The organism is Kushneria halocnemicola, from assembly GCF_965650455.1.
GTDB lineage: Bacteria > Pseudomonadota > Gammaproteobacteria > Pseudomonadales > Halomonadaceae > Kushneria.
In genome coordinates this window covers 2,723,939-2,748,935 of sequence record NZ_OZ287968.1, presented here as the reverse complement: position 1 = coordinate 2,748,935, position 24,997 = coordinate 2,723,939, and the positions used below count along the sequence as shown (strand labels likewise).

Below are 24,997 nucleotides of genomic sequence, written 5' to 3'. Positions count from 1 at the left end.
ACATGTTCGTTAATGTGGATACCGTGCACGACAGTCCCGACTTTCCCGAACAGGTCGATGTCGTGGTGATCGGCGGCGGCATCGTGGGCACCACCACGGCCTACGAGCTGGCCTGTCGGGGCGTGTCGGTGGCACTGCTGGAGAAGGGTCTGATCGGCTGTGAGCAGTCGAGTCGCAACTGGGGCTGGGTGCGCCAGCAAAACCGCGACATGTTCGAGCTGCCGCTGGCGATGCACAGCCTGAACCGCTGGGAGGCGATGTCCGGTGAGATCGGGCGCGACGTGGGCTTTCGCCGCAGCGGCATCGTCTACACCACCGACAACCCCGAAAGCCTGGCCAAATGGGAGGCCTGGGGGGAGAAGGCGCGCGAGCATGGTTTTGTCAGTCACCGGCTCACGTCCGAACAGGCCCATGAAAAGGCGCCCGGCACCACCTCGAAATGGCTCGGCGGCGTCTTTTCTCCCACCGACGGTCACGCCGAGCCTGCCATGGCGTGTCCGGCGATTGCTTTTGGCGCCCGCGAGCGCGGGGCGTATGTCCATCAAAACTGCGCCGTACGCGGGCTGGAGCTTACCGGCGGGCGCGTGAGCGGCGTGTGGACCGAGCGCGGCCTGATTCGCACCTCAAGCGTGGTCTGTGCCGGGGGCGCCTGGAGCTCGCGCTTTTGCCGCCGCCACGGGGTCGAGCTGCCGGCGGCCAACATCATGGGCACCACGCTTCAGACCACGCCGGGTGATCAGGTCACGCCAGGCTGTCTGACCACGCCGAAAATTGCCCTGCGACGGCGCCTTGACGGGGGCTACACGCTGGCCATGCCCGGGTTTGGCCGGGTCGAGATCAGCCCGCAGGGGCTTCGCTACGCCACGAAATTTTATGGCGCCTATCGCAGCAAGCTGGCCAAGAAGCTGCAGGTGCGCATCGGGCGATCGTTTTTTCGCGGTCCCGAAGCCGCAGGCAGCTGGGAGTTCGACCAGGTCTCGCCGTTTGAGCAAACGCGCGTGCTGGACCCCGCACCCGACATGGCGCAGGCGCGCGCCGCGCTGGCCGGGCTGCACGCGGAGTATCCCGCGCTCAAGGGCGTGCATATTGCCCGCGTCTGGGGCGGCATGATCGATACCACCCCGGACATGGTGCCGGTCATCTCGCCGGTCGAGGCCATCCCGGGCTTTATCGTCGCCTCGGGCTTTAGCGGCCACGGCTTCGGCATCGGCCCCGGCGGCGGGCAGCTGGCAGCGGATCTGGTCACCGGCGCCACGCCCGTGGTCGACCCGACGCCCTATCATCTCGACCGGTTTGCCCGAGGCAGTCGCATCCGCCAGCCCGAGATGATGTAACCCCGTCTGCCGCAGGCTGTGCTGTGCAACCACGCAAAAAGGAGGTTTTGTACCGACAGCCCCCGGGCTTTCAGCGTCCTGCGATGGTCAGGGAGTGCTGTAATGGAGTCATGGCCCCCGGCGGGAGGCCAACGTCCACAACAATCATCGCCGTCACGGCACGACAACACAGGACGATACACCATGAGCGACATCATGCGCCCGAAGTACATCACCTTTGACTGCTACGGCACGCTGACCAACTTTCAGATGGCCACCATGACCCGGGAGATCTTTGCCGACCGCCTCCCGCAGGCCGATCAGATGGACGCCTTCGTCAAATCCTTCGGGGCCTATCGCTTCGATGAGGTGCTGGGCCCCTGGAAGCCCTATTCGGAAATTATCTGCACGGCACTTGAGCGCACCTGCAAGCGCTGGGGCGTGGAGTATCGCGACAACGAAGGCATGCGCTACTTCGAGGCGGTGCCGACCTGGGGGCCTCACCCGGACGTGGTGGAGGGGCTTTCAAAAATCGCCGATAAAATCCCGCTGGTCATCTATTCCAATGCCGATGACAGCCAGATCATGGACAACGTCAAAAAGCTGGAAGTGCCGTTTCACAAGGTCTTCACGGCAGAAATGTTCCAGGTCTACAAGCCGCGTCTGGCCGCCTTTGAAGCCATGATCGATACCCTGGGCTGTCAGCCCGATGAGCTGTTGCACGTGTCCTCGAGCTTTCGCTACGACCTGATGTCGGCGCACTTTATGGGCATCAAAAACAAGGCGTTCGTGGCGCGCCATCATGAAGGCTTCTGTGAGGGTTACGGCGCCACCGAGATTGCCGATATTCGCGGCCTGCCGGCGCTTGTCGGTCTCTGAGCTGGTCGGTCTGTGAATCGTCACTGCGACCCCTTTTGGGAGAGCGTTCATGAAGTTCGAGTCCTACTGGCTGGATACGGCACCGGCGTTTACCGGTGCTAGGTCCCATCCCCCCGAGGGCCACTATGATGTGGCCGTGGTCGGCGGCGGCCTGACCGGGCTGTCGGCGGCGCGCACCCTGGCTCGCGGCGGTGCCCGCGTGGCGCTTGTGGAGGCCGGCCGCGTGATCGGCGAGGCCTCCGGGCGCAACGGCGGGCAGTGCAACACCGGCGTGGCCCAGGATTACGTCGGCATGGTCGATCAGCTCGGCCGCGACCAGGCAATACTGCATTACCGCAGCTACAGCGAGGCGGTGGCCTCGATCGAGCAGGTGATCGAGGAGGAGGGGATCGAGTGTGATTACCTGCGCCGCGGCAAGCTCAAGCTGGCTGCCAAGCCCGAGCACTATGACAAGCTGGGGCGCACCTGCGAGGCGATTCGCCGCGATGTTGACCCGGATGTGGCGCTGCTCTCAAAGGAAGAGGCGCGCCGTGAGGTCGATTCGCCGGCCTTTTACGGCGGGCTCTGGCAGAAAAACGGTGGCCAGATGCACATGGGCCGCTTTGGCACCGGACTGGCCGAGGCGGCCGTGCGTCACGGCGCCCATCTTTTTGAACACACCCCCATGACCGGCGTTGAGCGTGAAGGCGAGCGCTATCGCCTGACCACCCCGCATGGCGAGTTTTACGCCAACAATGTACTGCTGGCGACCGGCGCCTCTCAGGTCGGCCCGCTGAACTGGTTTCGTCGTCGGCTGGCGCCGGTGGGCAGTTTCATCGTGGTCACCGAGCCGCTGTCCAGCGAGCAGTGCGCGCAGCTCATTCCCAACCGTCGCGCCTGCGTGACCAGTCGCATCATCGGCCACTACTTCCGCCTGACCCCGGATGACCGCCTGCTGTTTGGCGGGCGCGCCCGCTTTGCCATGTCCGGCGGCAAATCCGATGCCAAAAGCGGCGAGATTCTGCGCCGCGGCCTTCGTGACACCTTTCCGCAGCTGGCTGATACGCCGCTGTCACACTGCTGGGGCGGGCTGGTGGACATGAGTCGCGACCGCCTGCCCCACGCCGGACGCCATGAGGGCATGTACTACGTAATGGGCTTTAGCGGCCACGGCGTGCAGATGTCGGTGCACATGGGTCGAATGCTGGCCGAGATGATGCTGGGCCAGCGCAAGGACTATCCGTGGCAAAGCGATAACTGGCCTGCCATCCCCGGCAATTTCGGCAAGCCCTGGTTTCTTCCCCTGGTGGGCGGCTGGTACCGCCTGCAGGACCGGCTGCACTAGCCGGCCAACAACAAGAACACAACAACGCGACAGCCAGGGGCTGTCATCAATGCAGCGCTGTATCCGAATGCAATAACAATTTCAGGCAGAAGGAGAAGGCTCATGACACACAACAAACGCGGTGATGACACGCTGGTCTCCCCGGAGCAGAGTCTGCAGGTCTATCGCGCCATGCAGGCCGGGCTGTCACGCCGTCAGGCATTGAAAATGCTCGGCGTGGCCGGGATTGCGGCCGCCGGCAGCGGCATGCTGCCCGGCATGTCGTTTGGATGGGCCGCCGACAGTCAGGGCACCCCGAAACGGGGCGGTCGCATTCGCATGGCGGCGCACTCGTCGTCTTCCAGTGAGTCGCTGGACCCGTCCCGGGGCTCGACGGCCATCGACTACGTGCGCGCCTATACCTTCTATAACGGCCTGACCCGGTTCGACGAACAGCTCGAGCCGCAGCCGGCGCTGGCCGAGACGTTCGAGAGCAGTGACAACGGCGGCCACTGGGTGTTTACCCTCCGACAGGGGGTGACATTCCACGATGGCAAGGCGCTCACCCCTCAGGACGTCATCTATTCGATCATGCGCCACAAGGACCCGGCTGTCGGTTCCAGGGTGCTGTCGATGGTCGATCAGATCGACAGCGTCACGGCACTCGACGATCGACGCGTCGAAATTACCCTGTCGTCTCCCAATATCGAACTGCCCTCCGTTCTGGCCGTCTCTCATCTGGTGATCGTGCCCGATGGCACCACCGACTTTTCAAAGGGTATCGGCACCGGGCCGTTCACATGCGAGGAGTTCAGCCCCGGCGTGCGCTCGGTGGCGGTGCGTAACGAGAACTACTGGCGCGAGGGCCATCCGTATCTCGACGCCATCGAGATGGTGGGGATCAGCGACGAGTCGGCGCGCGTCAATGCGCTGCTTTCCGGCGATGTCCACATGATCAATAACCTCACTGGCCGTAACGCCGACCGCATCAGTCAAAGTGACGGTCGCCGGGTCAAGACCACCAACTCGGGCAACTACACCGACCTGGTCATGCGCGTCGATCAGCAGCCCGGCAGCCGCCCCGAGTTTGTCGAGGCGATGAAATATCTCTTCGATCGCGAGCAGATCAAGCGGGTGGCCCTGCGCGGCTACGGCGAGATCGCCAACGATCAGCCCATTGCGCCGTCCTCGCCCTACTATTTCGATGGCCTGCCCCAGCGCGAATACGACCCGGAGCGGGCCGCCTCGCTGCTGAAAAAGGCCGGCGTCACCGGGGCCCGCGTGCCGCTGGTGGTCTCGCCGGCGGCCAACTACTCCGAGGAGATGGGCCAGCTTTTGCAGCAGTCGGCCGCCCAGGCCGGGCTCAACCTCAATCTCAACCGGGTGCCGGCCGACGGCTACTGGTCCAACCACTGGATGAAGCACCCGCTGGGCTTTGGCAACGTCAACCCGCGGCCCACCGCCAATATTCTCCTGTCGCAGTTTTTCGCCTCCAACGCGGCCTGGAACGAGTCGGGATGGCAAAACGAACAGTTCGACCAGCTACTGGTGGCCTCGCGCAGCGAAGCGGACGACGCCAAACGCCGGCAGATGTATGCCGACATGCAGACCCTGATTCATGAAGAAAGCGGTATCGGCATTCCGGTCTTTTTGAGCGATGTCGAAGGCTATGACGCCCGTATCGGCGGCATGGACCGCACCATCCCGCTGGGCGCCTTCATGGGCTACATGTGTGCTGAAAACATCTGGTGGAACGCGTAAACGGCGTGTCCCCCTTCCTGTCACTGATGCCGGCCGCGGCGCGCAGGGTTGCCGAAAGAGCGCCTGCGTGCCGGTCGGCCCCCACCCCGGAGGCAAGAGATGCGCAACGCCATGCCCAAACTGGTGCTGGGACGTCTGTCCTCAAGTCTTTTGACGCTGTTTCTGGTGTCACTGGTGATCTTTGCCATTACCTCCCTGCTGCCGGGTGACACCGCTCAGCAGATTCTGGGTCAGTTCGCCACGCCCGAGCAGGTTGCGGCCCTGCGAGAGGAGCTCGGCCTCAATCAGTCGCCACTGGTGCGCTACTGGCACTGGCTGACCGGCTTTGCCACCGGTGATCTGGGCATGTCGGCCAGCAACGGCATGCCGGTGGCGCAGTTGATGAATGATCGCCTGCCCAACTCGCTGCTGCTGGCAGCCATTACCACGGCCATTTCAGTGCCCATCGCGCTGACCATGGGGCTGGTGGCCGCCATGCGTCGCGGCGGCAACATCGACCGGGCGCTGAACGTGATCACGCTGTCGATGGTGGCGGTGCCGGAGTTTCTGGTCGCAACGCTTGCGGTGCTGATCTTTGCCGTGCACCTGGGCTGGCTGCCGGCGCTGTCCTACGTCTCGACCGTCGAGAGCGTCGGCGATTTCGTGCGGATCTATGCCATGCCGGTGCTGACGCTGTGCTGCGTTCTGATCGCCCAGATGGCGCGCATGACCCGGGCGGCGCTGATCGACCAGCTCGACAGCGCCTATATCGAAATGGCCCGACTCAAGGGGGTCCCGCCGGTGCGGCGCGTGCTGCGTCACGCCCTGCCCAACGCGGTCGGCCCGATCGCCAACGCCGTGGCGCTGAGCCTGTCCTATCTGCTGGGTGGGGTCATCATCGTCGAGACGATTTTCAACTATCCGGGTATCGCCAGTCTGATGGTGGATGCCGTGTCCAACCGGGATCTCGCCCTGGTTCAGGCCTGCGCCATGCTCTTTTGCGGCGCCTACCTGATTCTGGTGATGGTGGCCGACTTGTGCGCGATCCTCTCCAACCCGAGGCTGCGAAACCGATGAGTGAGACCCATGCCATGCCACATCGTCGTCAAGGCGCGTCACAGCGCCGAGCATCCGCCCGGCGCATGGTCGACGGCAGCCGCCTGCCGATCTCTGCGCCGGCCCGCCGCAACAAACCGCGCCTGAAACTGCTGCGCTGGATCGGGCTGACCCTGTTTGGTTTCTGGGTGCTGGTGGCGCTGTTTGGCCCCTTGCTGGCGCCCTATCCGATGGGGGCCTTCGTTGCCGATGAGATCTATGGCGGCATGAGTGCGGCCCACTGGCTGGGCACCGACTACATGGGCCGCGACATGCTCAGCCGCATGCTGACCGGGGCGCGCTATACGGTGGGACTGGCCGTTGTGGCAGCGCTTCTCTCGACGCTGGTGGGCGCGGGGTTCGGCATGCTGACCGTGCTGCTGCCGCGCTGGCTGGAAGAGGGCGTGCGCCGCATCTTCGATACCCTGATCTCCATTCCCAGCAAGATGATGGCACTGGTCATGGTGTCGGCCTTTGGCACCTCTATCCCGCTTCTGATCCTGGCCGCGGTGCTGAGCTATGCCCCCGGCGCGTTTCGCATCTCGCACAGTCTGGCGACCAATCTGGCCACGCTTGAGTACGTGCAGGTGGCGAAAACCCGCGGGGAAGGGCGTTTTTACATCGCCGCCGTCGAGATCATGCCCAACATGATCCAGTCGGTGCTCACTGACATGGGCATGCGCTTTGTCTTTATCGTGCTGCTGCTCAGCGGCATGAGCTTTCTGGGGCTCGGGGTTCAGCCGCCGGCGGCGGATCTGGGCTCGCTGGTGCGTGAAAACATTGGCGGGCTGAGTCAGGGGGCGCTGGCGGTGATCGCTCCGGCACTGGCCATCGGCACGCTGACCATCGGCGCCAACCTGCTGATCGACAGCCTTTCCAAAAGCCGCGACACGCAAAAGGAGTGACCATATGCTGGGTGAATCACTCACGGTGCGCGATCTCAGGATCTGCGCCACCCCGCCGGGCGGTGAAGAACGCATCATCGTCAACGACATCGGCTTTGAACTGGCGCCGGGAGAAGTACTGGCGCTGATCGGTGAGTCGGGCTCGGGCAAGACCACGATTGCCCTGGCCATGCTCGGCTATGCCCGCAGCGGCTGTCGCATTGCCGGTGGCAGCGTGCAGCTTGGCGACACCGATATCCTGTCGCTCAACGCCACCCAGACCCGCGCCCTGCGCGGCCACCGGGTGGCCTATGTTGCCCAGAGTGCCGCGGCGGCGTTCAACCCCTCACGGACCCTGATGGATCAGGTCATCGAAGGCGCGCTGATCCATGACGTCATGAGCCGCCAGGAGGCCCGACAAAAGGCCGTGTCGCTGTTTCATGACCTGGCCCTGCCCGACCCGGAGCACATCGGCGAGCGCTACCCGCACCAGATCTCCGGCGGCCAGCTCCAGCGCGTGATGGCGGCGATGGCGCTGATCACCGACCCGGCGCTGGTCATTCTTGATGAGCCGACCACGGCACTCGATGTCACCACCCAGATCGAGGTGCTGCGCGCCTTCAAGCAGGTCATGCGCGAGCGCGGCACCACCGCCATCTATGTGTCGCATGATCTGGCCGTGGTCGCGCAGATGGCCGATCAGGTGCTGGTGCTGCAAAACGGCGAAACCCAGGAGCACAACACCACCGCCCGAATTCTCGAACAGCCGTCGCATGAGTACACCCGCAGCCTTTTGGCCGCGGCCCGCCCGCAGGATCACCTCTCACCCGTTGAAGGCCGCCACGGGGGCGAGCTTCTCGATATCCACGACCTGCAGGTCGGCTACGGTTCGCGCGATGGTCAGGGCCGGCCCGAGAACGTGGTGCTCGAACATATTAATCTGCATCTGGTGCGCGGTCAGGCACTGGGGGTGATCGGCGAGTCGGGGTCGGGCAAGTCGACGCTGGCCCGCGCGGTGGCCGGGCTGGTGGCGCCGTCCCACGGGGCGGTGCAGTTCGACCGGCGCGAGCTCTCTACCACGCTGCGCGGGCGCACGCCGGATCAGTTTCGCCGCATCCAGATGGTCTTTCAAAGCGCCGACAATGCGCTCAACCCGGCCCACAGCGTGCAGCGCCTGCTCAACCGGCCGCTGGAGACCTACTTCAGCCTGAGCCGTCGCGAGCGCCGGGCCCGCGTCGAGGAGTTGATGGATCTGGTGAAGCTGCCGCGCAACCTGCTGGATCGCAAACCCGGCGAGCTTTCCGGCGGTCAGAAACAGCGCGTCAATCTGGCCCGGGCACTGGCGGCCAAACCGGATCTGATTTTGTGCGACGAGGTGACCTCGGCGCTCGATACGGTGGTCGGCGCCGCCATTCTGGAGCTCCTCGTCGAGCTGCGCCGCGAGCTGGGCGTGGCCTATCTGTTTATCAGCCACGACATCTCCACCGTGCGCTCGCTGTGCGACGACGTGATGGTGCTCTATCAGGGCGAGTGCGTGGAGAGCGGGCCGTGCCAGCAGGTGCTGGAGACGCCGCGCCATGACTACACGCGCCGGCTGATCGGCTCGGTACCGGAGCTGCGTCAGGGCTGGCTTGAAAGCCGCCCACAGCGCAGCGAGACGGCCGTGCCGGTGGCATGAATGATGACCACAACGCAGGAGAAAACAACATGAGCACACCGGCGCTGAACGACCCCGCGCTCTGGCAGGATGCCGGCTTTATCAACGGTCAGTGGTGTCAGGGCGATGATGGCAAAACCCTCGATGTCATCGACCCGGCCAGCGGCGAGACACTGGCCGCGGTACCCGCCATGGGGGCCACCGAGACCCGGCGTGCCATTGAGGCCGCCGATGCCGCCTGGCCTGAATGGCGCGCCCGACCGGCGGCCGAGCGGGCCAGCTTGCTGATGCGCTGGCACGATCTGATGCTCGACAACCTCGAGGATCTGGCGCTGATCATGACGCGTGAGCAGGGCAAGCCGCTGGTAGAGTCCAGAGGCGAGATCCGCTACGGGGCGAGCTTTGTGAAGTGGTTTGCCGAAGAGGCGCGCCGCGCCTACGGCGAGACCATCCCGGCGCCGACGGCGGATCGACGCATTCTGGTACTCAAGCAGCCGGTGGGCGTGTGCGGAGCGATCACGCCGTGGAACTTCCCCAACGCCATGATCACGCGCAAGTGCGCCCCGGCGCTGGCCGCGGGCTGTCCGATCGTGATCAAGCCCTCGGAGCTCACGCCGCTGTCGGCGCTGGCGCTGGCGGTGCTGGCCGAGCGCGCCGGCTTCCCGCCCGGGGTGATCAACATCGTCACCGGGCTGCCCGAGGCCATCGGCGGCGAGCTGACCGCCAACCCGACGGTGCGCAAGCTCTCCTTTACCGGTTCGACCCGGGTCGGGCGGCTTTTGATGCGTCAGTGCAGCGAAGAGATCAAGCGTCTGAGCCTGGAGCTGGGGGGTAATGCGCCCCTGATCGTCTTTGATGATGCCGATCTCGAGCTGGCGGTGGCCGGCGCCATGGCGAGCAAGTTTCGCAATGCCGGTCAGACCTGCGTATGCGCCAACCGCATTCTGGTACAGGCCGGCATTCACGACCGCTTTGTCGCGCGCCTTGAAGAGGCGATGGGCGCGCTCAAGTGCGGCAACGGCCTGGATGAGGGCGTGACCATCGGGGCGTTGATCAACGATCAGGCCGTCGAGAAGGTTGCCGACCATATCGATGACGCGCTGGGTCACGGTGCGACCCTGGTCTGCGGCGGCGTGCCGGAGGGTGGTCATCGACAGGTGGTGCCGACCCTTTTGACCGGCGTGACCGAGGCCATGCGCATTACCCGCGAGGAAACCTTCGGGCCGGTGGCGCCGATCATGCGCTTTGACAGCGAAGACGAGGCGCTGCGCATCGCCAACGCCACGCCGTTCGGGCTGGCGGCCTACTTCTTTACCGAAAACATGCGCCGTGCCTGGCGGGTGGGGGAGGCGCTGGAGTTCGGCATGGTCGGGCTCAACACCGGCGCGATTTCGATGGAGGTCGCCCCCTTTGGCGGCGTTAAACAGTCGGGTCTGGGGCGCGAGGGCGCCCGCCAGGGGCTTGACGAGTACTTCGAGGAGAAAGCCTTTCACATGGGCGGGCTGGTGTAACGCCATTGACAGGGCCCGGCACCGGTCGGGCCCACGTCATACCCGGGACAGCCTTGCGTTCCGGGCGCCTGAGCCGTTACTTCCTGTCGCTGCCTGAACGCCGGACGTCGCATGGCGTATGCCTGGCGGCGTTAATGAAATAAAAACGAAATAAAGCCCGCCGTCACGCCCCGCTTTGCTACTCTGACAAGGTGTCATGTCGCTAAAAAGGACGCTTCACAAACGCGATTTATCCCAATGGACGGCGGTTCGGCGCTCAAGATGGCCGGCCTGCCCGGGAGCGCCGCCAGGGGCTCCATAAAAGGAATTAGACAATGGCAGACACCACCGTTGGAACCGTGCGCGAGTCGATCGACCGCGTCTCATGGGGCAGTGTCATTGCAGGTGTCGTGACCGTGCTCGCCATTTCCGCCATTCTTTCCCTGCTGGGGACCGCGATCGGCTCCACTGTCATCGATCCGATGTCGAACAATCCCTTCGATGGCCTGGGAACGGCCTTTGGTATTTCCTCTGCGGTCTTTCTGGTGATCAGTTTCGCCGCCGGCGGTTTCGTGGCCGGCCGCCTGGCCAATAGCCGTGGTTTCATTCACGGGTTTCTGAGCTGGGCGACCGCCACGCTCATCTCGATGGTGGTGATCGGTTTTGCGGCCGGCCAGGTCGTCTCGGGCGGCGCCAGTGCCGTGGGCTCGATCGTTTCGGGCGCCGGTCAGGTGACCGGCAGCGTGGCGAAGGGGCTGGGCAGCGCGACGTCGTCACTGGGCGAGCAGCTCAGCGAGAACTTTGACTTCAGCCCGGACGGCGAGTCCTCTCTGGACGACCCGGCACTGCGCACTCAGGTCCGCCAGGTGCTGCGCGACACCGATACCGGTTCACTGCAGCCCGAGTATCTGAGCAACCAGGCGCAGGCGGCCGGCGATGACATTCAAGCCGCTGCCCGGCATCTGGCCAGTAACCCTTCCGACTATGAAGCCATTCTCAACGACCTGGTCGAAAAGCAAAAGGCGCGCCTTGACAGCATCCAGCAGGATGTCGACCGCGACGCGCTGGTCAATTCGCTGGCCAGCAATACCGACATGAGCGAGCCGGAAGCCGAAGAGTTCGTCGACAACGCCATGGCCCGCCTTGATGAAGGCGTCAACCAGATGCAGCAGCAGGTTGACCGTCTGGACGGCTATGTCGAGCAGGCGCAGCAGGAGCTGGCCGAGGCCGAGCAGTCCCTGCGTGAAAGCGCCGAGGAAGCGACCCAGAGCCTTCGCAACTCTGCCCTGATGGCCTTTATCGCCATGGTCATCGCGGCCCTGATCAGCAGCTTTGCCGGTCTGGGTGGCAGCAAAACGAGCGCTCGTCACCGCAGGGTCTGAGTCAGCGCGGTCTTTCATCGACCGCCGCTGAGCAAGTGGTACCTTCCAGAACGCCCGGCCTGTGCCGGGCGTTTTCTATTGTGGCGCGCCACGCTACAGGCTGTTTCGAGCCTCAGTAGCCGCGCTGTCGATCCACGCACCCGAGCATCGTTTCGCCGCGCTGATGGCGGCGCAGGTTTTCCAGAAGCACCGGGAAGGCGGTGTCGGGCTGGGTCATGGCACCGACGTGCGGGGTCATGAGAATGCGTGGGTCCTGCCAGAAGGGATGATCCGCCGCGGGCGGCTCCTCGCGCAGCACATCCAGCACCGCGCCGCAGAGCTGACCCGTCGCCAGCGCTGCTGTCAGGTCGGCCTCGACCAGATGTTCCCCGCGACCCATATTGATCAGCGAAGCACCCGTCGGCAGCCGTTCGAAAAGCTTTCGATCGAGCACACCGCGGGTGGCGTCGGTCAGCGGCAGCACGCAGATCAGGATGTCGCATTCGGCCAGAAATGCATCGAGCGCCTCAACGCCGGCATACGCCGTGACGCCGGGGATTTCGCGCGCCGTGCGCGCCCAGCCGCTGACCTGAAAGCCGTAGCCTGCGAGATGACGCGCGATGGCGCCGCCAAGCTGCCCCAGCCCCAGAATGCCGAGGCGCCGTTCGCCGGCGGGCGTGATCATGCGGGCCTGCCACTGATGCTGGCGCTGCTGGCGCACGTAGTCGGCCATGTGGCGATGCAGCCACAGCGTGGCAAAGGTGGCGTACTCGATCATGCCCTGTTCGATGGCGGGGTCGAGCATGCGCACCACGGGCAGTGCTTCGGGCAGTATCGATGTGTCGAACTGATCGATGCCGGCGGAGGTGGCAAAGAGCACGTAAAGGTTGGGCAGCAGGGTGGCGATCTCTGCCGGCGGCTGCCAGGCCAGCAGGTAGCGGATCTCGGCGGGGTCACCGATATCGGGCCACTGGCGAAACTCGATATCCGGGGCGTGCTCGGCAAACAGCGCCTGCCAGCGCCGGCCGCGGTCGGGGTCGGATTTGTACAGCAGTGCCATGACAGGGTGCCTCGCAGTCGTCATTGGTGGGTCTTCTATCGTGCCCCGAATCGCGGCGCACGCGATATCGTTATGGCGTTTTGGGCGGCGTAAACGGTGCGAATTGAAGCGGGTCGAGCGCAGATTGCGCTGTCACAAGGACCGTCAGTGGATCATGCCGTGCAGGCCGTCGGATTCAGCGCGATCGGCGGCGACAGGGCGAAATCCGCGCGTCACCTGAGGCAGCGGCGGGCGTAGGCTGGAGTCCATGGCCGCCCGCGGATGTCGGGCACGGACCGATCCTGGGGAAAGGAGCATCAAGGGATGCAGCTGACGGACTATCCGAGACTGTGCATTGCCGCACACGGGGTATTGATGGATCGTGACACCACGATCATCGAGGGGCTTTCGCCGCTGCTGGCGCAGATGCGTGACCCGCCCACGCCGGACAGGGTACTGACTGATTATTTCAGGGCACTGCACGCGCTCACCGATGCCGACATGAACACGGTATCGGCGCACTGCATTGTCTACTGCGCGCTGGCAAGCCAGTGGGGGCTTGAAAGCGACTGGCAGGCCGGCATCGCCTTTGCCGGCACGGTGGATGCCGGCACGCTGTATGAAGACGCGCCGGGGGCCATTCACTATCTGCGCAAGTTCTATCGGCTCACGGTGGTGAGCTCGCTCGATGAGCGCGAGTTCGCCGCGCTGGACAAGCGGATCGGGCTGGCCGCCCATGAGCGGCTGGCAAGCGGCAGTTTCGTGGCCGCGCGCGCCGCCATCCATGACATCGCCGCCGACCCTGACGTGCTGTTATTGAGCGCCGGGCCGGCGCCTGTTTCATGTGGTGCGGGATACTGTCGCATCGATCGCTCCAGGCGGGGCACAGCGCCGGCGAAGGCGGATTCGGTTTGGCAGTTTGCCTCGCTGAGTGATTTCATTCGCGGCCACCAGCTTGCCCTGCGTCGTGAAATCCTTTAGACAGGTGAGGCGACACCCGCAGACTCTGGCAGCAGCAGGCGGGCCCGAAGACACAACAAAAAGGGCGCTTCATGGTGGGTTCCGTTCGACTCGACCGCATCGATATCAACATTCTGGTGCAGCTGCAAAACGACGGTCGCATGACCAACGTGCATCTGGCCGACGCCGTTGGCCTCTCTCCCAGCCCTTGCCTTCAGCGGGTCAAACGGCTGGAGGCCGCCGGCTACATTACCTCGTTTCAGGCACGTCTTGATCTGACAAAGATGCTGGAAAGCGTGACCGTGTTCACCGAGGTGACCCTGTCGGATCATCGCCGCGAGGATTTTCTGCGCTTTGAGCAAAGCGTTCGCGAAATCGATGAGCTGATGGAGTGTCATTTGATCAGCGGCGGCTATGACTATCTGCTGCGCTTTATCGCCCGCAGCATCACGCACTACCAAAGCGTGATGGAGGCGCTGATCGAGCGCGAGATCGGCATCGAAAAGTACTTCAGCTATATCGTGATCAAATCGCCCATCGTCAAGGAGCAGCTGCCGCTGCGCACGCTGCTGGCCAACGCCTCGGACACGTCCTGACCCTGACAGTGTGACAACAACGTGGCGTCATGACAGACAGACGTGAAAAAACCCGGTGGTTTGCCACCGGGTTTTTGATGACGCCGAGGCGTCACGGATCACGCAAAAAGTATCAGCGCTTTTTGGGGTCCAGCTTGTCGTCATGACGGGTGCCATCGGTTTCGTCGATGTCGACTTCGTGATGGCGGACTTCATCGCTGACGTGCTCGGTGTGCTCACCGACGTCCTTGCGAATGGCCACTTCCTCGCGCACGTGCGCTTCCTTGCTGACCACGGCTTCTTCATCGGTTTCGGTCATCTCGACCGACTTGTCGGTGAAGTCGGCGTCTGTCACATGGCGATCGCCGGTGACCGGGCGACGCTCGACGGAGACCGATTCGTCACGCAGGTGGACGTCTTCTTCTACCGGCGTGCTGACCACGTGGCGACGCACGCGGGTGGTGCCGCGCTCGACGTCACGCTTGCCGACCTTGAGCTCTTCCTCGGACAGGGCGAGCGTTTCTTCCTTGTCGGCATGCGTGGCGCGATCAGCCGATACGGCCGGATCAACGTTATGATCGGCAACGCCGGTGTTCATGCCACCCGGTGCCACGCCCGGTGCAACACCTGCACCCGCGGTGCCTGCAGTGCCCAGGGTGTCGCCGTTCTGGACTTTCTGCTCGTCGATGTCGACCGGATCGTGCCTTTCGAGAATTTCTTCGATGCGATCAAGGTCGGCGGCCGGGGCACGCACGGCGATGACCGTTGCACCCTGCTCTACATTGCGATCGTAATCGCTGGTGTCTTCATCACTTTTGCCGAACAGGCGCTGCCAGAAGCTCGGCTTTTCCTGTTCTTCATGATGCTCATGGGAAACCTCGCCCTGCTGGGCATGGCGATTGATGGCGCTTTCGGCAATGCCGGCGTCACGCAGGTCCTGCATGGCGGCGTCAGCACGTGCTTCGGTGTCATATACGGCAACAACGAGTTGTTCATCCATGAAAAGTACTCCTTTATCGTGCTTGAATCGGCCTTCGGCCGGTGTAACCTCTACTCGCTCACATCGTCATCCTGACGTGTGACTACGGCGCGCTGCTCGCGCAGCGTCACCTCTTCATGCCAGGGCGTTTGATCGTGGACGCGACGAACGTGCACCTCTTCTTTCAAGCGCAGCCGCCGCTCTACCACCAGTACTTCCTCAACGACCGGAATAATGGTGGTATCACCCTCCTGGCGTGTCTCGGGCATGACGTCGACATACTCATTGATCTCGACGTGATCGACCTCGACACGCGCCTGCGAGAGCATCTCATCGATGCTTTCCGTGCGCTCATGCGTCTCGGTACTGACCCTGACCCTGCCGGTGGTGACCTCACGACGAGAGACATCGAGCGTTTCCTCGAGCAGGGGAAGAACCTGCTCCTGGTCAGAGGGCGCTGAATCTTTCGTCATTGGCTGGAACTCCACAGGAATCATGAAATATCGGGACCTGCAAAATTCGACGTCTACAGAACAATGCAGGACACAACTTCTAACCTGGCAGTTCGGGGCCAGTAAGCGAATTCTTTCGTGTTATCTTTGGTATCAATAAGCGCCATCACAGCATTTGCCGGCTTTTTCGGACTATTTAAAACCCTTTTCAAGTATTATCCTTATTAACCGATTAATGATAATCCTTGTCGAAAGCGTAATACTTCACCCTGAAAGCATGGGCACCCAAAGCTCGAGAGGCGCCATCACGACAATGGCCAGCGCCCGATTCGACAGGAGGAAGGGCAAAAGGGAAATGACCAGGGGGCGCCGCGGCGCCCCCTGGTGACATCATGATGAGCTGCTGGGCCGACCTGATCAGTTCGGCGTGATGTCGGCCATCACATGGCCTGCCTCGAGCGTTTCCCCTGTCTCGGCCCGAAGCGCCACCGTACCCGCCGTGTCGGCCGTGATCTGCGTTTCCATCTTCATCGCCTCCATGATGGCGATGACATCGCCTTCATTGACCCGGGCGCCGTCCTCGACCTGCCAGGCCAGCAGCGTGCCGCTGATGGGGGCGGTGACGCTGCCCGCGTTTGCGTCAGTGGGCTCTTCAACAGTCGCGGTGGCGCCGTTCGGGGCCAGCTGCTGCAGCAGGGCCGTGGGCAGACCGACACGGTGGCGCTTGCCGTCGATGTCGATCATGGCGTGCAGCATGCCGGGTTCGGCACTCGGCTGTTGCCGCGCCTGCCATTCAAGCGCATTGGCATCAAAGACCGTCTCGATCCAGCGGGTATGCACATCAAATGTTGTTTCACCGGTGAAGTCCGGGTGCGCCATGACCGCGCGGTGAAAGGGCAAAACGGAGGCCACGCCGTCAATCTCGAAGTGCTCGAGCGCCCGGCGCGCCCGGGCAATGGCCTGCTCACGAGTGGCGCCGGTGACGATCAGCTTGGCCATCAGTGAATCGAAATGGCCGGAGACGCGCCCGCCGCTTTCAACGCCGGTGTCAAGGCGCACGCCGGCACCGGTGGGCGGTCTGAACGCCTCGACCGGGCCCGGCGTGGGGAGAAAGCCCTTGGCGGCGTCTTCGGCGTTGATGCGAAATTCGAAGCTGTGGCCGTGCGGCGTGGGCGTCTCGGTAAAGGAGAGCGGGTGGCCTTCAGCAATGCGCAGCTGCTCGATGACCAGGTCCACGCCGGCAGTCTCTTCGGTGACCGGATGCTCGACCTGCAGCCGTGTATTGACCTCCAGAAATGACAGGGTGTCGTCGCGCCCGAGCAGAAATTCGACCGTGCCGGCGCTGACGTAACCGGCGCGCGCGCAGATGTCGTGGGCGGCCTGATGGATTTGCTGGCGCTGCTCGTCGCTTAAAAAGGGCGCCGGGGCTTCCTCGACCAGCTTCTGATTGCGCCGCTGCAGTGAACAGTCACGCGTGCCCACCACCACGACGTTGCCGTGATGATCCCCCAGCACCTGCGCTTCGATATGACGCGGGCAGTCGAGATACTGCTCGACAAAGCACTCGCCGCGGCCGAAGGCGGCCTCGGCCTCGCGCACCGCGGCGTGGTAGCTCTCGGTGACCTCATCCATGCGCCAGGCCACCCGCAGCCCGCGTCCACCGCCGCCAAACGCTGCCTTGATGGCGATCGGCAATCCCACTTCCTCGGCAAAGGCCATGACCTCCTCGGCGGTGGTGACCGGGTCTTCGGTGCCGCGGGCCAGCGGGGCGCCCACTTCGAGTGCCAGTCGCCGCGCCTGAACCTTGTCGCCCAGCACGTCGATGGTGTCCGGACTCGGGCCGATCCAGGTCAGGCCTGCCTGTTGCACGGCGCGGGCGAAATCGGCGCGCTCGGAGAGAAAGCCGTAGCCCGGGTGAATGGCATCGGCCCCGGCGCGACGGGCAACGTCCAGCAGCTTGTCGATCGATAGATAGCTGTCTCCCGGGCGTTCGCCACCCAGCGCCCAGGCCTCGTCGGCAAGTCTGACGTGCAGGGCGTCAAGGTCGCCCTCGGCATAGACCGCCACCGAGGTGACGCCGTAATCGCGACAGGCATGAATGATGCGCACCGCGATCTCGCCGCGGTTGGCGATCAGCACCTTTTTCAGCGGGTGCGGGGCGTTGGGAGCGTCGGATGCAGTCATGACATGACCTCGGTCAGGCTGTCGTCACCGGCAATCGGTGCGAAACGGGTAATCGGATTGAAGCGAACGGTGGCGCCGGGCGGAATCTGTCCGGCCAGGTCCAGATGGTGATCGGCCACGCAGGCGATCACCGGGTAGCCCCCGGTCAGCGGATGATCGGCCAGAAACAGCACCGGCTGGCCGTTGGCCGGCACCTGCAGGGCGCCGGTGACCGTGCCTTCGCTGGGCAGCTCGCCGTGGTGTGCTCTGGCAAGCGAGTGCTCACCTTCCAGTCGGATGCCGACCCGGTCGGAGCGCGGTGTCACCTGCCAGTTTTGATCACACAAAAGGGTCAGCGCCTCGTCGGTGAACCAGTCACTGCGCGGGCCCATGACGATATCGAGCGTGACGCACTCGCCTGCGCGGGGCAGATCGAATTCGCCGGACTCACTGAGCGACAGCGCCGTGACCGCCAGTCCGGCCGGGCTCAGGGTGTCGCCGGGCTGCAAAGGCGCCGGGCCGAGTTTTGCCAGCGTGTCGGTGGCGCAGCTGCCCAATACGGGTGTGACATCAAAGCCGCCGCGCAGGGCCAGATAGCAGCGCACCCCCGCCGTGACAGGCCCCAATGTCAGGGTATCGCCCTCGGACAGCTCGATGGGCCACCAGAGCGCGGCGTCGCGGCGGTCGCCCTCGGCAGTGGTGATCGATACGCCGGCCTCGGCGCCGGTCACGGCCACAATGGCGGGCCGGTGGCAGATTAGCGACAGCCCGCCCTGGGCGATCTCGATGGCGGCAGCATCGGACGGGTTGCCCACGATTCGGTTGGCACTTCTCAGCGCGCCCTTGTCCATCGCGCCGGCGCCGGAGACGCCCTGGCCGGTCTGGCCGTTGCGACCGAGATCCTGAAACAGGCTTTGAAGACCGGGCTGGCGAATTTCCAGACAGGGTGTGGCATCAGCCGCTGCGGGTCGGGTGGTATCGATGGGCACACTGGCGCTGACGCGCTCTGGGGAAACGTCGCTGGCAGTAAAGCGTACCCGCATGCCGGGCTGGAGCAGTGCGGCCGGCTCGCGATGGATGTCCCACATCTCGAGCGGCGTGGTACCGATCAACTGCCAGCCGCCGGGGCTTTCGGTGGGGTAGATGCCGCTGAAGGTGCCGGCCAGCGCCACGGAACCGGCCGGAATGCGGGTGCGCGGGGAGGTGCGCCGGGGCACGTCAAAACCCGCCCCGCCGGCCAGATAGGCAAATCCCGGCGCAAAGCCGCAAAAGGCGACCTGATACTCGTGTTTGCTGTGGCGGCGGATGACCTCATCGGTGCTCATGTCGAGATGTCGGGCCACCTCGTCGAGGTCCTCGCCGTTGTAGCACACGGGAATCTCGATCAGCTCGCCATGCTGATGGCCGCCGCCGCTGATCGGGCGGGCCCTGAGCGCCCGGGAAAGCTGCTCGGCACTAATGCGAGCCGGCGTGAAATAAATCAGCAGGGTGCGCGCCGCGGGGATGATGGTGGTGACCCCCTCGATCGGCTCGCGGTTGAGCTGGTCGAAAAGCCCCAGCGCCTGCGACAGATCCTCGAGCTCGACCAGCAGGGTGCTCAGGTTGACGGGAAGTACTCTCACGGGAACTCCTTACCGCGTGGCAGGGCATTCATGGCAGCGCTCATGACGGCGTGCCTGCAAAGGCCTTGAGCGCAACGCCGCTCCGGGCCAGGCGCGCACGTACGGCCTCGGCCAGCGCCACGGCACCGGGGCTGTCGCCGTGGACGCAGATGGAGTCGGCCTGGAGGGCGATATCATGACCGTCGATGCACTCGATCACCCCTTCATGCACCAGCCGCTGCATGCGCTCGGCGACCCGGTCGGCATCGTGGAGCACTGCGCCTGCTTCCCGGCGCGATACCAGGCTGCCGTCCGCCTGATAGGCGCGGTCGGCGAAGGCTTCCGCCGCCACGCGAAGACCGGCATCACGGGCCCAGTCGAGCAGCGGGGCGCCGGCCAGCGCGACCAGAACCAGCGTGTCATCGACGGCTTTCAGCGCTTCGATGACGGCGCGCGCCTGGCGCTCGTCCCGGGCGATGGTGTTGTAGAGCGCGCCGTGCGGCTTGACGTAGCGCACCTGCGTGCCGGCGGCGCGGGCCAGGCCCTGGAGCGCGCCGATCTGATAGATCACATCGCTTGTGAGTTCATCGCTTGCGATGTCCATGTTGCGCCGGCCAAAGCCGACCAGGTCCGGATAGCTGACGTGTGCCCCGACACTCACGCCGTGCTCGGCGGCAGCGGTCAGGGTGCGCAGGATGCCGCTCGGGTCGCCGGCGTGAAAGCCGCAGGCGACGTTGGCGCTGGTGACGATGCCGAGCATGGTGGCGTCATCGCCCATGTGCCACGCCCCAAAGCTTTCACCCAGATCGCTGTTTAAATCGATAGAAGACATGCAGGGCTCCCGGTTCATACAGAGGGTGTCAGAAAGGCAAAGATCGGGCCGATGGCGTTAAAGCCCATATACCAGGTCAGCGCGCAGACCACCGCGCCCGAGATCAAAAGCCAGCGCGGATAGTGATGGCCGTGCATCAGATCACGCCGGCGCCAGGCGACATAAATGAAAAGCGTGAGTCCCACCGGCAGGATCAGACCGTTAAAGCCGCCAACGAAGACCAGCAGTGCTGCCGGTGGCGTGCCGATCGACAAAAAGGCCGCCAGTGAAACAAGAATGAATACCAGCGTGGCGCGGTTGCGCACGCCTTCGCTGATGCCGGGGCGAAAGGCGCTTAAAAAGGTCATTGAAGTGTAGGCCGCACCGATGATGCTGGTGATGCCGGCCGCCCAGAGAATCAGGCCGAAGGCGCGCAGGCCCATCTCGCCGGCAGCGGCCTGGAAGGCCTGAGCGGCCGGGTTGGCGCTCTGGCTGGCGGTGTCGATGACCACGCCGCTGGCCACTACGCCAAGAATGGCAAGAAACAGGATATAGCGCATGACGCCGGTGACCAGAATGCCGCGCAGGGCGGCCTTCGAGACGGTCTCGACATTCTCGACGCCGCCCAGGCCCCGGTCCAGCAGACGGTGGGCGCCGGCATAGGTGATGTAGCCGCCGACGGTGCCGCCCACGATGGTGGTGATGGTGGCAAAGTTGATGGTATCGGGCATGACGGTCTGGCGCAGCGCCTCGCCCACGGGCGGGCTGGAGGCAAACGCCACGAACACGGTCATCGCCAGCATCACCATCCCCAGCACGATGATGATCCGGTCGATGGCAACGCCGGCCCGCTTTGATAAAAAGATGCCTGCGGCAATGACGGCGCTGATCAGCCCACCCCAGGTGGTGTCCAGCCCCATCAGCGCGTTGAGCCCGAGGCCGGCGCCGGCAATGTTGCCGACGTTGAAGGTCAGTCCACCCACGATAATCAGGATCGCCAGCAGATAGCCGCTGCCGGGCAGGGCGGCGTTGGCGACTTCGGGGGCGCGCATGCCGGTCACGGTGACCACCCGCCAGATGTTGAGCTGCACCACCAGGTCAATGAGGATCGAGGCCAGAATGCCAAAGGCAAAGGCGGCGCCCATCGTGGCGGTGAAGGTCGCCGTCTGGGTAATAAAGCCGGGGCCCACCGCCGAGGTGGCCATCAAAAAGACGGCACCGATCAGGGAGGCGCGTCGGGAGCGGGCGGACCCGACGTCAGGAGTAGCTGCCATATCAAGGGCTCCGAGGAGAAATGGTGACAGGCTCTGCCAGCAATCGGCGTGCCACAATCGGCAGAGCGTCCGCATTTTGTAGGTTTATCCACTTTGATTGTTCAACAATACGGACCATGCCGGCGGGGCGGTATTCGACTTGTGTTTCATGCCAGTGCATCAAAATGTTGCCGCGCGCCGTTTCGGTGCACGCACAAGGCTTGTCGGCAGGCGCCCTTATCGGGAACACTGGGCGTTTCCTGACAAGTCATGACCAAAACGGCGCTTCAATGAAAAAGCAGGCCCTGGAAGACGGGAGCAGATCGCTGGGAGAGACCGTGACGGCCGGCATTCGACGGCTGCTGGTAGAAGGGGCCTTTGCGCCGGGGCAGCGGCTGTCGGAAATCGCCCTGTGTGAACGTCTGGGGGTCTCGCGTAATACGCTGAGAGAGGCCTTTCGCACGCTCGCCCATGAGGGGCTGGTGACGCATCAGCCCCACCGCGGCGTGTTCGTGACCCGCCCCGACCCGGCCTCCATTGTCGAGATCTACCGGCTGCGGCGATTGATCGAGTGCCGCGCCCTCGATGACGCCTGGCCCAGTCACCCGGCGGTAAAGAAGATGCGCGCGGTGGTCGAAAACGGCCGCGAGTGCCGCGAGCGCAGGGACTGGCTGGCGGTAGGCACGGCCAACATGGCCTTTCACGGTGCCATCGTGGCACTGGCGGACAGTCCGCGCCTTGACGCCTTTTTCAGCCAGATCCTGGCCGAGCTGCGTCTCGCCTTCGCTCTGATGGCCGACAAGGAGTGGTTGCACGGCCCGTATGTGGAGATGAATCAGCAGGTGCTGGATACCTTTGACGCCGGCGACAACAAAGCGGCCGTGGCCCTTCTGGAGCAGTACCTGGCGCAGTCCGAGCGGGTCGTGCTGGCCGCCTGGGAGCGTCAGGCAACCTCCGGGGGGTAACCGTCCGGTGCATGGCGCGACAGTCCGGCGCGCGAAATATGCCGGCGGGGCCGCAGGGCAGGGGGCAGGTCTTGAAATCGCCGTATCGGGGCTTCTCTTTTGGCGCGCAGCGTTGATAATCACGCTATTGCGACCACGTCATCACGACCACGTCATCACGATCACGGAGACACGACATGAACCAGCCTCACGTCCACGGCCCGCACTGCCAGCACGATCACGACCATCATCATGAGCATGGCCACGTCCATGGCCCGAACTGCAGCCACGGTGTTCAAAAGCCCGTCCGCAATGCCATGAAGGATGTCGGACGCAACGACCCGTGCCCCTGCGGTAGCCAGAAGAAGTTCAAGAAGTGCCACGGCGGCTAGGCGCTGTCCCGTCTCTGCTCGGCGACCGTTCAGACAAAAACCGGTCAGAAACCACCGATACCCCATAAAAAAAAACCGGCGCCCAGGGGCGCCGGTTTTTTTGCTGGCAGATCTCAACGCCGGGACGCGCCCGGCGTGATGGTATCGATCAGAGCCTGCCTTCGAGGACTTCTTCAGCCGTAACCTGACGGTTGTCGACCGAGCTGGTCCACTGACCCCAGCCTTCGGCGCTCACGTTGTCACCGTTATCGCCCAGGTGCTCGAGACGCTTTTTGTCGTCGTCGGTGAGAACCTGTCTGGCCAGCGGCTGGAGTTGCTTCACATCACCCACACTCAGGCCGAGCTTGTCGGCCACGCGGTTGCCGTAGTCGTCATGCACCATCCAGAAGTGCCACAGCATGCGTTCCTGCACGTCGCGCTCGCAAAGACCCAGCAGTTCGACCATGTTGCCGGTCAGGTCGTCGCGCTCCCAGTCCTGCATGGTGTTGTAGCGACCGCGCGCCTGGACGTAGTCATTACGACGCTCCAGCACGCTGCGCGTGAGCGGCCCGCGGACTTCGGGCGGGTGGTTGGGCTCGTCGCGGCTGGATTCCTGCAGACCGTTGTGGATCGACGGCTCGAAGTTGATGTGCGGGTTCTGCCCGGGCGCCATGCTCTGGTCATAGGCCATCTGACCGTCGCGCTGGTTGGTGGCAACCTTCGCATTTTTCGGCTGATTGACCGGCAGCTGCAGGTAGTTGGGCCCGATACGATAGCGCTGGGTATCGGAGTAGGAGAACGTACGACCGACCAGCATCTTGTCGTCGGAGAAATCCAGGCCGTCGACCAGCACGCCGGTACCCATGGCGATCTGATCGTTTTCGGCAAAGAAGTTCTCGACGTTGCGGTTGAGCGTCATGACGCCGATTTTGCGCAGCGGGAACTGATCTTCCGGCCAGATCTTGGTGTCGTCCAGCGGGTCCCAGTCGAGCTCGGGATGATCGTGATCTTCCATCAGCTGGACAAACACATCCCATTTCGGATAGTCGCCGCGCTCGATGGCATCATAAAGATCCTTCGACGCCGAGCCCAGATCCTGACCCTGCACCTTCGCGGCTTCGGCCGCGGTCAGGCTGGCCACGCCGCACTGCGGGTGGAAGTGGTACTTGACCAGGCAGGTCTCGCCCCGGGCGTTGACCATCTTGTAGGTGTTGACCCCGAAGCCTTCCTGATGACGATAGGAGGCCGGAATACCGCGCGGGCTGAACAGGTGCGTCAGCATGTGCATCGCTTCAGGCGTCTGGCTCATGAAGTCGAAGATGCGGTTGGGTTCCTGACGGAAGGTGACCGGGTCCGGCTTGAGCGAGTGGATCACGTCCGGGAACTTGATCGCATCACGGATAAAGAACACCGGCAGGTTGTTGCCGACCAGGTCCCAGTTGCCGTCTTCGGTATAGAACTTCACGGCAAAGCCACGCGGGTCGCGAGCGGCTTCCGAGGAGTCACGGCCACCGATGACGGTGGAAAAGCGCAGCGCCAGGTCGGTTTTCTTGCCGGCGTCCTGGAAAAGTCTGGCGCGCGTGTATTTGGACGCGGGCTCATCACCGATCATGCCGGTGGCTTCAAACTCACCGTAGGCCAGAAAGCCACGGGCATGGACCACGCGCTCGGGAATGCGCTCGCGGTCGAAATGACTGATTTTTTCGAGAAACTGATAGTTTTCGAGCGTCGCCGGGCCGCGGCTGCCGACCGTGCGCTGGGACTGATTGTTGCTGACAGGATGACCCTGTCGATTGGTCAATTCGTTGTCTCTATCCGACATGCCTTTCTCCTCTTTATTGACATCCTGTCCGGGTCGTATCAGGAGCCGGTCACGAGCGGCCCCGAATGCGAAAGGTACCACGGTACCTTCATGGATTAGTCCTATCGTGGCGCGGAGGCCAGGACTATGACGCTCCGGGAAACGCCGCTGTCGCACGGTGTTTCACGTGAAACATGGCAACCGGTCGACAGGTCAAAACCGCGCCGGAGCTGAAGCCTGGTGACCACGAGGCGACGTCGGGCATGAACGGCACAGGTTCGTGGGATGCAACAGGGCAACATGGCTCTTTTCCATGACGGCAGGTG

General features: G+C 63.9%; 21 protein-coding genes. 13 read left to right on the top strand and 8 right to left on the bottom strand.

Annotated features, from left to right (window positions below):
• Window positions 1-2: 2 nt before the first annotated feature.
• The 9 genes from ACS92L_RS12485 to ACS92L_RS12445 all read left to right on the top strand — a co-directional run bounded on the left by ACS92L_RS12485 (window position 3) and on the right by ACS92L_RS12445 (window position 11,743).
• Window positions 3-1,334, top strand: a complete 1,332-nt coding sequence (locus tag ACS92L_RS12485; protein ID WP_438765256.1) for an NAD(P)/FAD-dependent oxidoreductase — start codon at window positions 3-5, stop codon at window positions 1,332-1,334.
• Window positions 1,335-1,517: 183 nt separating this feature from the next.
• The gene (locus ACS92L_RS12480) at window positions 1,518-2,192 is read left to right on the top strand and encodes a haloacid dehalogenase type II (RefSeq protein ID WP_438765255.1); all 675 of its coding nucleotides are present in this window, start codon (window positions 1,518-1,520) and stop codon (window positions 2,190-2,192) included.
• A gap of 49 nt (window positions 2,193-2,241) precedes the next feature.
• A complete protein-coding gene (locus ACS92L_RS12475) occupies window positions 2,242-3,516 on the top strand; it encodes an NAD(P)/FAD-dependent oxidoreductase (RefSeq protein ID WP_438765254.1) in 1,275 nt (424 codons plus the stop codon).
• 102 nt (window positions 3,517-3,618) lie between these two features.
• On the top strand, window positions 3,619-5,256 hold the full coding sequence (locus ACS92L_RS12470; protein WP_438765253.1) for an ABC transporter substrate-binding protein: 1,638 nt from the start codon (window positions 3,619-3,621) through the stop codon (window positions 5,254-5,256).
• A 99-nt stretch (window positions 5,257-5,355) separates the two neighbouring features.
• On the top strand, window positions 5,356-6,312 hold the full coding sequence (locus tag ACS92L_RS12465) for an ABC transporter permease (protein ID WP_438765252.1): 957 nt from the start codon (window positions 5,356-5,358) through the stop codon (window positions 6,310-6,312).
• A 14-nt stretch (window positions 6,313-6,326) separates the two neighbouring features.
• A complete protein-coding gene (locus ACS92L_RS12460; protein ID WP_245955297.1) occupies window positions 6,327-7,235 on the top strand; it encodes an ABC transporter permease in 909 nt (302 codons plus the stop codon).
• 4 nt (window positions 7,236-7,239) lie between these two features.
• The gene (locus ACS92L_RS12455) at window positions 7,240-8,892 is read left to right on the top strand and encodes an ABC transporter ATP-binding protein (RefSeq protein WP_438765251.1); all 1,653 of its coding nucleotides are present in this window, start codon (window positions 7,240-7,242) and stop codon (window positions 8,890-8,892) included.
• Between the two features lie 29 nt (window positions 8,893-8,921).
• Window positions 8,922-10,382, top strand: a complete 1,461-nt coding sequence (locus ACS92L_RS12450) for an NAD-dependent succinate-semialdehyde dehydrogenase (protein ID WP_438765250.1) — start codon at window positions 8,922-8,924, stop codon at window positions 10,380-10,382.
• Window positions 10,383-10,696: 314 nt separating this feature from the next.
• On the top strand, window positions 10,697-11,743 hold the full coding sequence (locus ACS92L_RS12445) for a hypothetical protein (protein WP_438765249.1): 1,047 nt from the start codon (window positions 10,697-10,699) through the stop codon (window positions 11,741-11,743).
• 112 nt (window positions 11,744-11,855) lie between these two features.
• Here ACS92L_RS12445 and ACS92L_RS12440 read toward each other — a convergent pair whose 3' ends face one another.
• Entirely contained in the window at window positions 11,856-12,782 is a 927-nt protein-coding gene (locus ACS92L_RS12440) for a 2-hydroxyacid dehydrogenase (protein WP_438765248.1), read from the bottom strand.
• 303 nt (window positions 12,783-13,085) lie between these two features.
• Here ACS92L_RS12440 and ACS92L_RS12435 point away from each other — a divergent pair, with 303 nt between their 5' ends.
• Both ACS92L_RS12435 and ACS92L_RS12430 read left to right on the top strand, forming a co-directional pair.
• On the top strand, window positions 13,086-13,742 hold the full coding sequence (locus ACS92L_RS12435; RefSeq protein ID WP_438765247.1) for a hypothetical protein: 657 nt from the start codon (window positions 13,086-13,088) through the stop codon (window positions 13,740-13,742).
• Window positions 13,743-13,813: 71 nt separating this feature from the next.
• Window positions 13,814-14,317: an Lrp/AsnC family transcriptional regulator gene (locus tag ACS92L_RS12430; protein ID WP_438765246.1), complete on the top strand. Its 504-nt coding sequence runs from the start codon at window positions 13,814-13,816 to the stop codon at window positions 14,315-14,317.
• 112 nt (window positions 14,318-14,429) lie between these two features.
• Here the strand turns inward: ACS92L_RS12430 and ACS92L_RS12425 are convergent, their stop codons facing one another.
• The 6 genes from ACS92L_RS12425 to ACS92L_RS12400 form a co-directional block, all read right to left on the bottom strand.
• Window positions 14,430-15,296 carry a YsnF/AvaK domain-containing protein gene (locus ACS92L_RS12425; RefSeq protein WP_438765245.1) on the bottom strand — a complete coding sequence of 289 codons (867 nt, stop codon included), beginning with the start codon at window positions 15,294-15,296 and terminating at the stop codon, window positions 14,430-14,432.
• Between the two features lie 50 nt (window positions 15,297-15,346).
• Entirely contained in the window at window positions 15,347-15,748 is a 402-nt protein-coding gene (locus ACS92L_RS12420) for a DUF2382 domain-containing protein (RefSeq protein ID WP_438765244.1), read from the bottom strand.
• A gap of 396 nt (window positions 15,749-16,144) precedes the next feature.
• A complete protein-coding gene (locus ACS92L_RS12415; protein ID WP_438765243.1) occupies window positions 16,145-17,911 on the bottom strand; it encodes an acetyl/propionyl/methylcrotonyl-CoA carboxylase subunit alpha in 1,767 nt (588 codons plus the stop codon).
• Window positions 17,908-19,512, bottom strand: a complete 1,605-nt coding sequence (locus ACS92L_RS12410) for a 5-oxoprolinase/urea amidolyase family protein (protein WP_438765242.1) — start codon at window positions 19,510-19,512, stop codon at window positions 17,908-17,910. The genes ACS92L_RS12415 and ACS92L_RS12410 overlap by 4 nt, the downstream gene beginning before the upstream one ends.
• Window positions 19,513-19,552: 40 nt before the next feature.
• A complete protein-coding gene (locus tag ACS92L_RS12405) occupies window positions 19,553-20,323 on the bottom strand; it encodes a LamB/YcsF family protein (protein ID WP_438765241.1) in 771 nt (256 codons plus the stop codon).
• A gap of 14 nt (window positions 20,324-20,337) precedes the next feature.
• Window positions 20,338-21,576 carry an NRAMP family divalent metal transporter gene (locus ACS92L_RS12400; protein WP_438765240.1) on the bottom strand — a complete coding sequence of 413 codons (1,239 nt, stop codon included), beginning with the start codon at window positions 21,574-21,576 and terminating at the stop codon, window positions 20,338-20,340.
• A 269-nt stretch (window positions 21,577-21,845) separates the two neighbouring features.
• On the opposite strand from ACS92L_RS12400, the gene ACS92L_RS12395 reads away from it, so the two are divergent.
• Both ACS92L_RS12395 and ACS92L_RS12390 read left to right on the top strand, forming a co-directional pair.
• Window positions 21,846-22,520: a GntR family transcriptional regulator gene (locus ACS92L_RS12395; protein ID WP_438765239.1), complete on the top strand. Its 675-nt coding sequence runs from the start codon at window positions 21,846-21,848 to the stop codon at window positions 22,518-22,520.
• Window positions 22,521-22,696: 176 nt separating this feature from the next.
• Window positions 22,697-22,891 (top strand): SEC-C metal-binding domain-containing protein, encoded by a 195-nt coding sequence (locus ACS92L_RS12390; RefSeq protein ID WP_438765238.1) that lies wholly within the window; start codon window positions 22,697-22,699, stop codon window positions 22,889-22,891.
• A 148-nt stretch (window positions 22,892-23,039) separates the two neighbouring features.
• Here ACS92L_RS12390 and ACS92L_RS12385 read toward each other — a convergent pair whose 3' ends face one another.
• Window positions 23,040-24,692 (bottom strand): catalase, encoded by a 1,653-nt coding sequence (locus ACS92L_RS12385; protein WP_438765237.1) that lies wholly within the window; start codon window positions 24,690-24,692, stop codon window positions 23,040-23,042.
• Window positions 24,693-24,997 lie beyond the last annotated feature (305 nt).

Coding starts and splice junctions, on each gene's coding strand:
- ACS92L_RS12485 (WP_438765256.1), top strand. CDS start 3: ATGTTCGTTAATGTGGATACCGTGCACGACAGTCCCGACTTTCCCGAA.
- ACS92L_RS12480 (WP_438765255.1), top strand. CDS start 1,518: ATGAGCGACATCATGCGCCCGAAGTACATCACCTTTGACTGCTACGGC.
- ACS92L_RS12475 (WP_438765254.1), top strand. CDS start 2,242: ATGAAGTTCGAGTCCTACTGGCTGGATACGGCACCGGCGTTTACCGGT.
- ACS92L_RS12470 (WP_438765253.1), top strand. CDS start 3,619: ATGACACACAACAAACGCGGTGATGACACGCTGGTCTCCCCGGAGCAG.
- ACS92L_RS12465 (WP_438765252.1), top strand. CDS start 5,356: ATGCGCAACGCCATGCCCAAACTGGTGCTGGGACGTCTGTCCTCAAGT.
- ACS92L_RS12460 (WP_245955297.1), top strand. CDS start 6,327: ATGCCACATCGTCGTCAAGGCGCGTCACAGCGCCGAGCATCCGCCCGG.
- ACS92L_RS12455 (WP_438765251.1), top strand. CDS start 7,240: ATGCTGGGTGAATCACTCACGGTGCGCGATCTCAGGATCTGCGCCACC.
- ACS92L_RS12450 (WP_438765250.1), top strand. CDS start 8,922: ATGAGCACACCGGCGCTGAACGACCCCGCGCTCTGGCAGGATGCCGGC.
- ACS92L_RS12445 (WP_438765249.1), top strand. CDS start 10,697: ATGGCAGACACCACCGTTGGAACCGTGCGCGAGTCGATCGACCGCGTC.
- ACS92L_RS12440 (WP_438765248.1), bottom strand. CDS start 12,782: ATGGCACTGCTGTACAAATCCGACCCCGACCGCGGCCGGCGCTGGCAG.
- ACS92L_RS12435 (WP_438765247.1), top strand. CDS start 13,086: ATGCAGCTGACGGACTATCCGAGACTGTGCATTGCCGCACACGGGGTA.
- ACS92L_RS12430 (WP_438765246.1), top strand. CDS start 13,814: ATGGTGGGTTCCGTTCGACTCGACCGCATCGATATCAACATTCTGGTG.
- ACS92L_RS12425 (WP_438765245.1), bottom strand. CDS start 15,296: ATGGATGAACAACTCGTTGTTGCCGTATATGACACCGAAGCACGTGCT.
- ACS92L_RS12420 (WP_438765244.1), bottom strand. CDS start 15,748: ATGACGAAAGATTCAGCGCCCTCTGACCAGGAGCAGGTTCTTCCCCTG.
- ACS92L_RS12415 (WP_438765243.1), bottom strand. CDS start 17,911: ATGACTGCATCCGACGCTCCCAACGCCCCGCACCCGCTGAAAAAGGTG.
- ACS92L_RS12405 (WP_438765241.1), bottom strand. CDS start 20,323: ATGTCTTCTATCGATTTAAACAGCGATCTGGGTGAAAGCTTTGGGGCG.
- ACS92L_RS12400 (WP_438765240.1), bottom strand. CDS start 21,576: ATGGCAGCTACTCCTGACGTCGGGTCCGCCCGCTCCCGACGCGCCTCC.
- ACS92L_RS12395 (WP_438765239.1), top strand. CDS start 21,846: ATGAAAAAGCAGGCCCTGGAAGACGGGAGCAGATCGCTGGGAGAGACC.
- ACS92L_RS12390 (WP_438765238.1), top strand. CDS start 22,697: ATGAACCAGCCTCACGTCCACGGCCCGCACTGCCAGCACGATCACGAC.
- ACS92L_RS12385 (WP_438765237.1), bottom strand. CDS start 24,692: ATGTCGGATAGAGACAACGAATTGACCAATCGACAGGGTCATCCTGTC.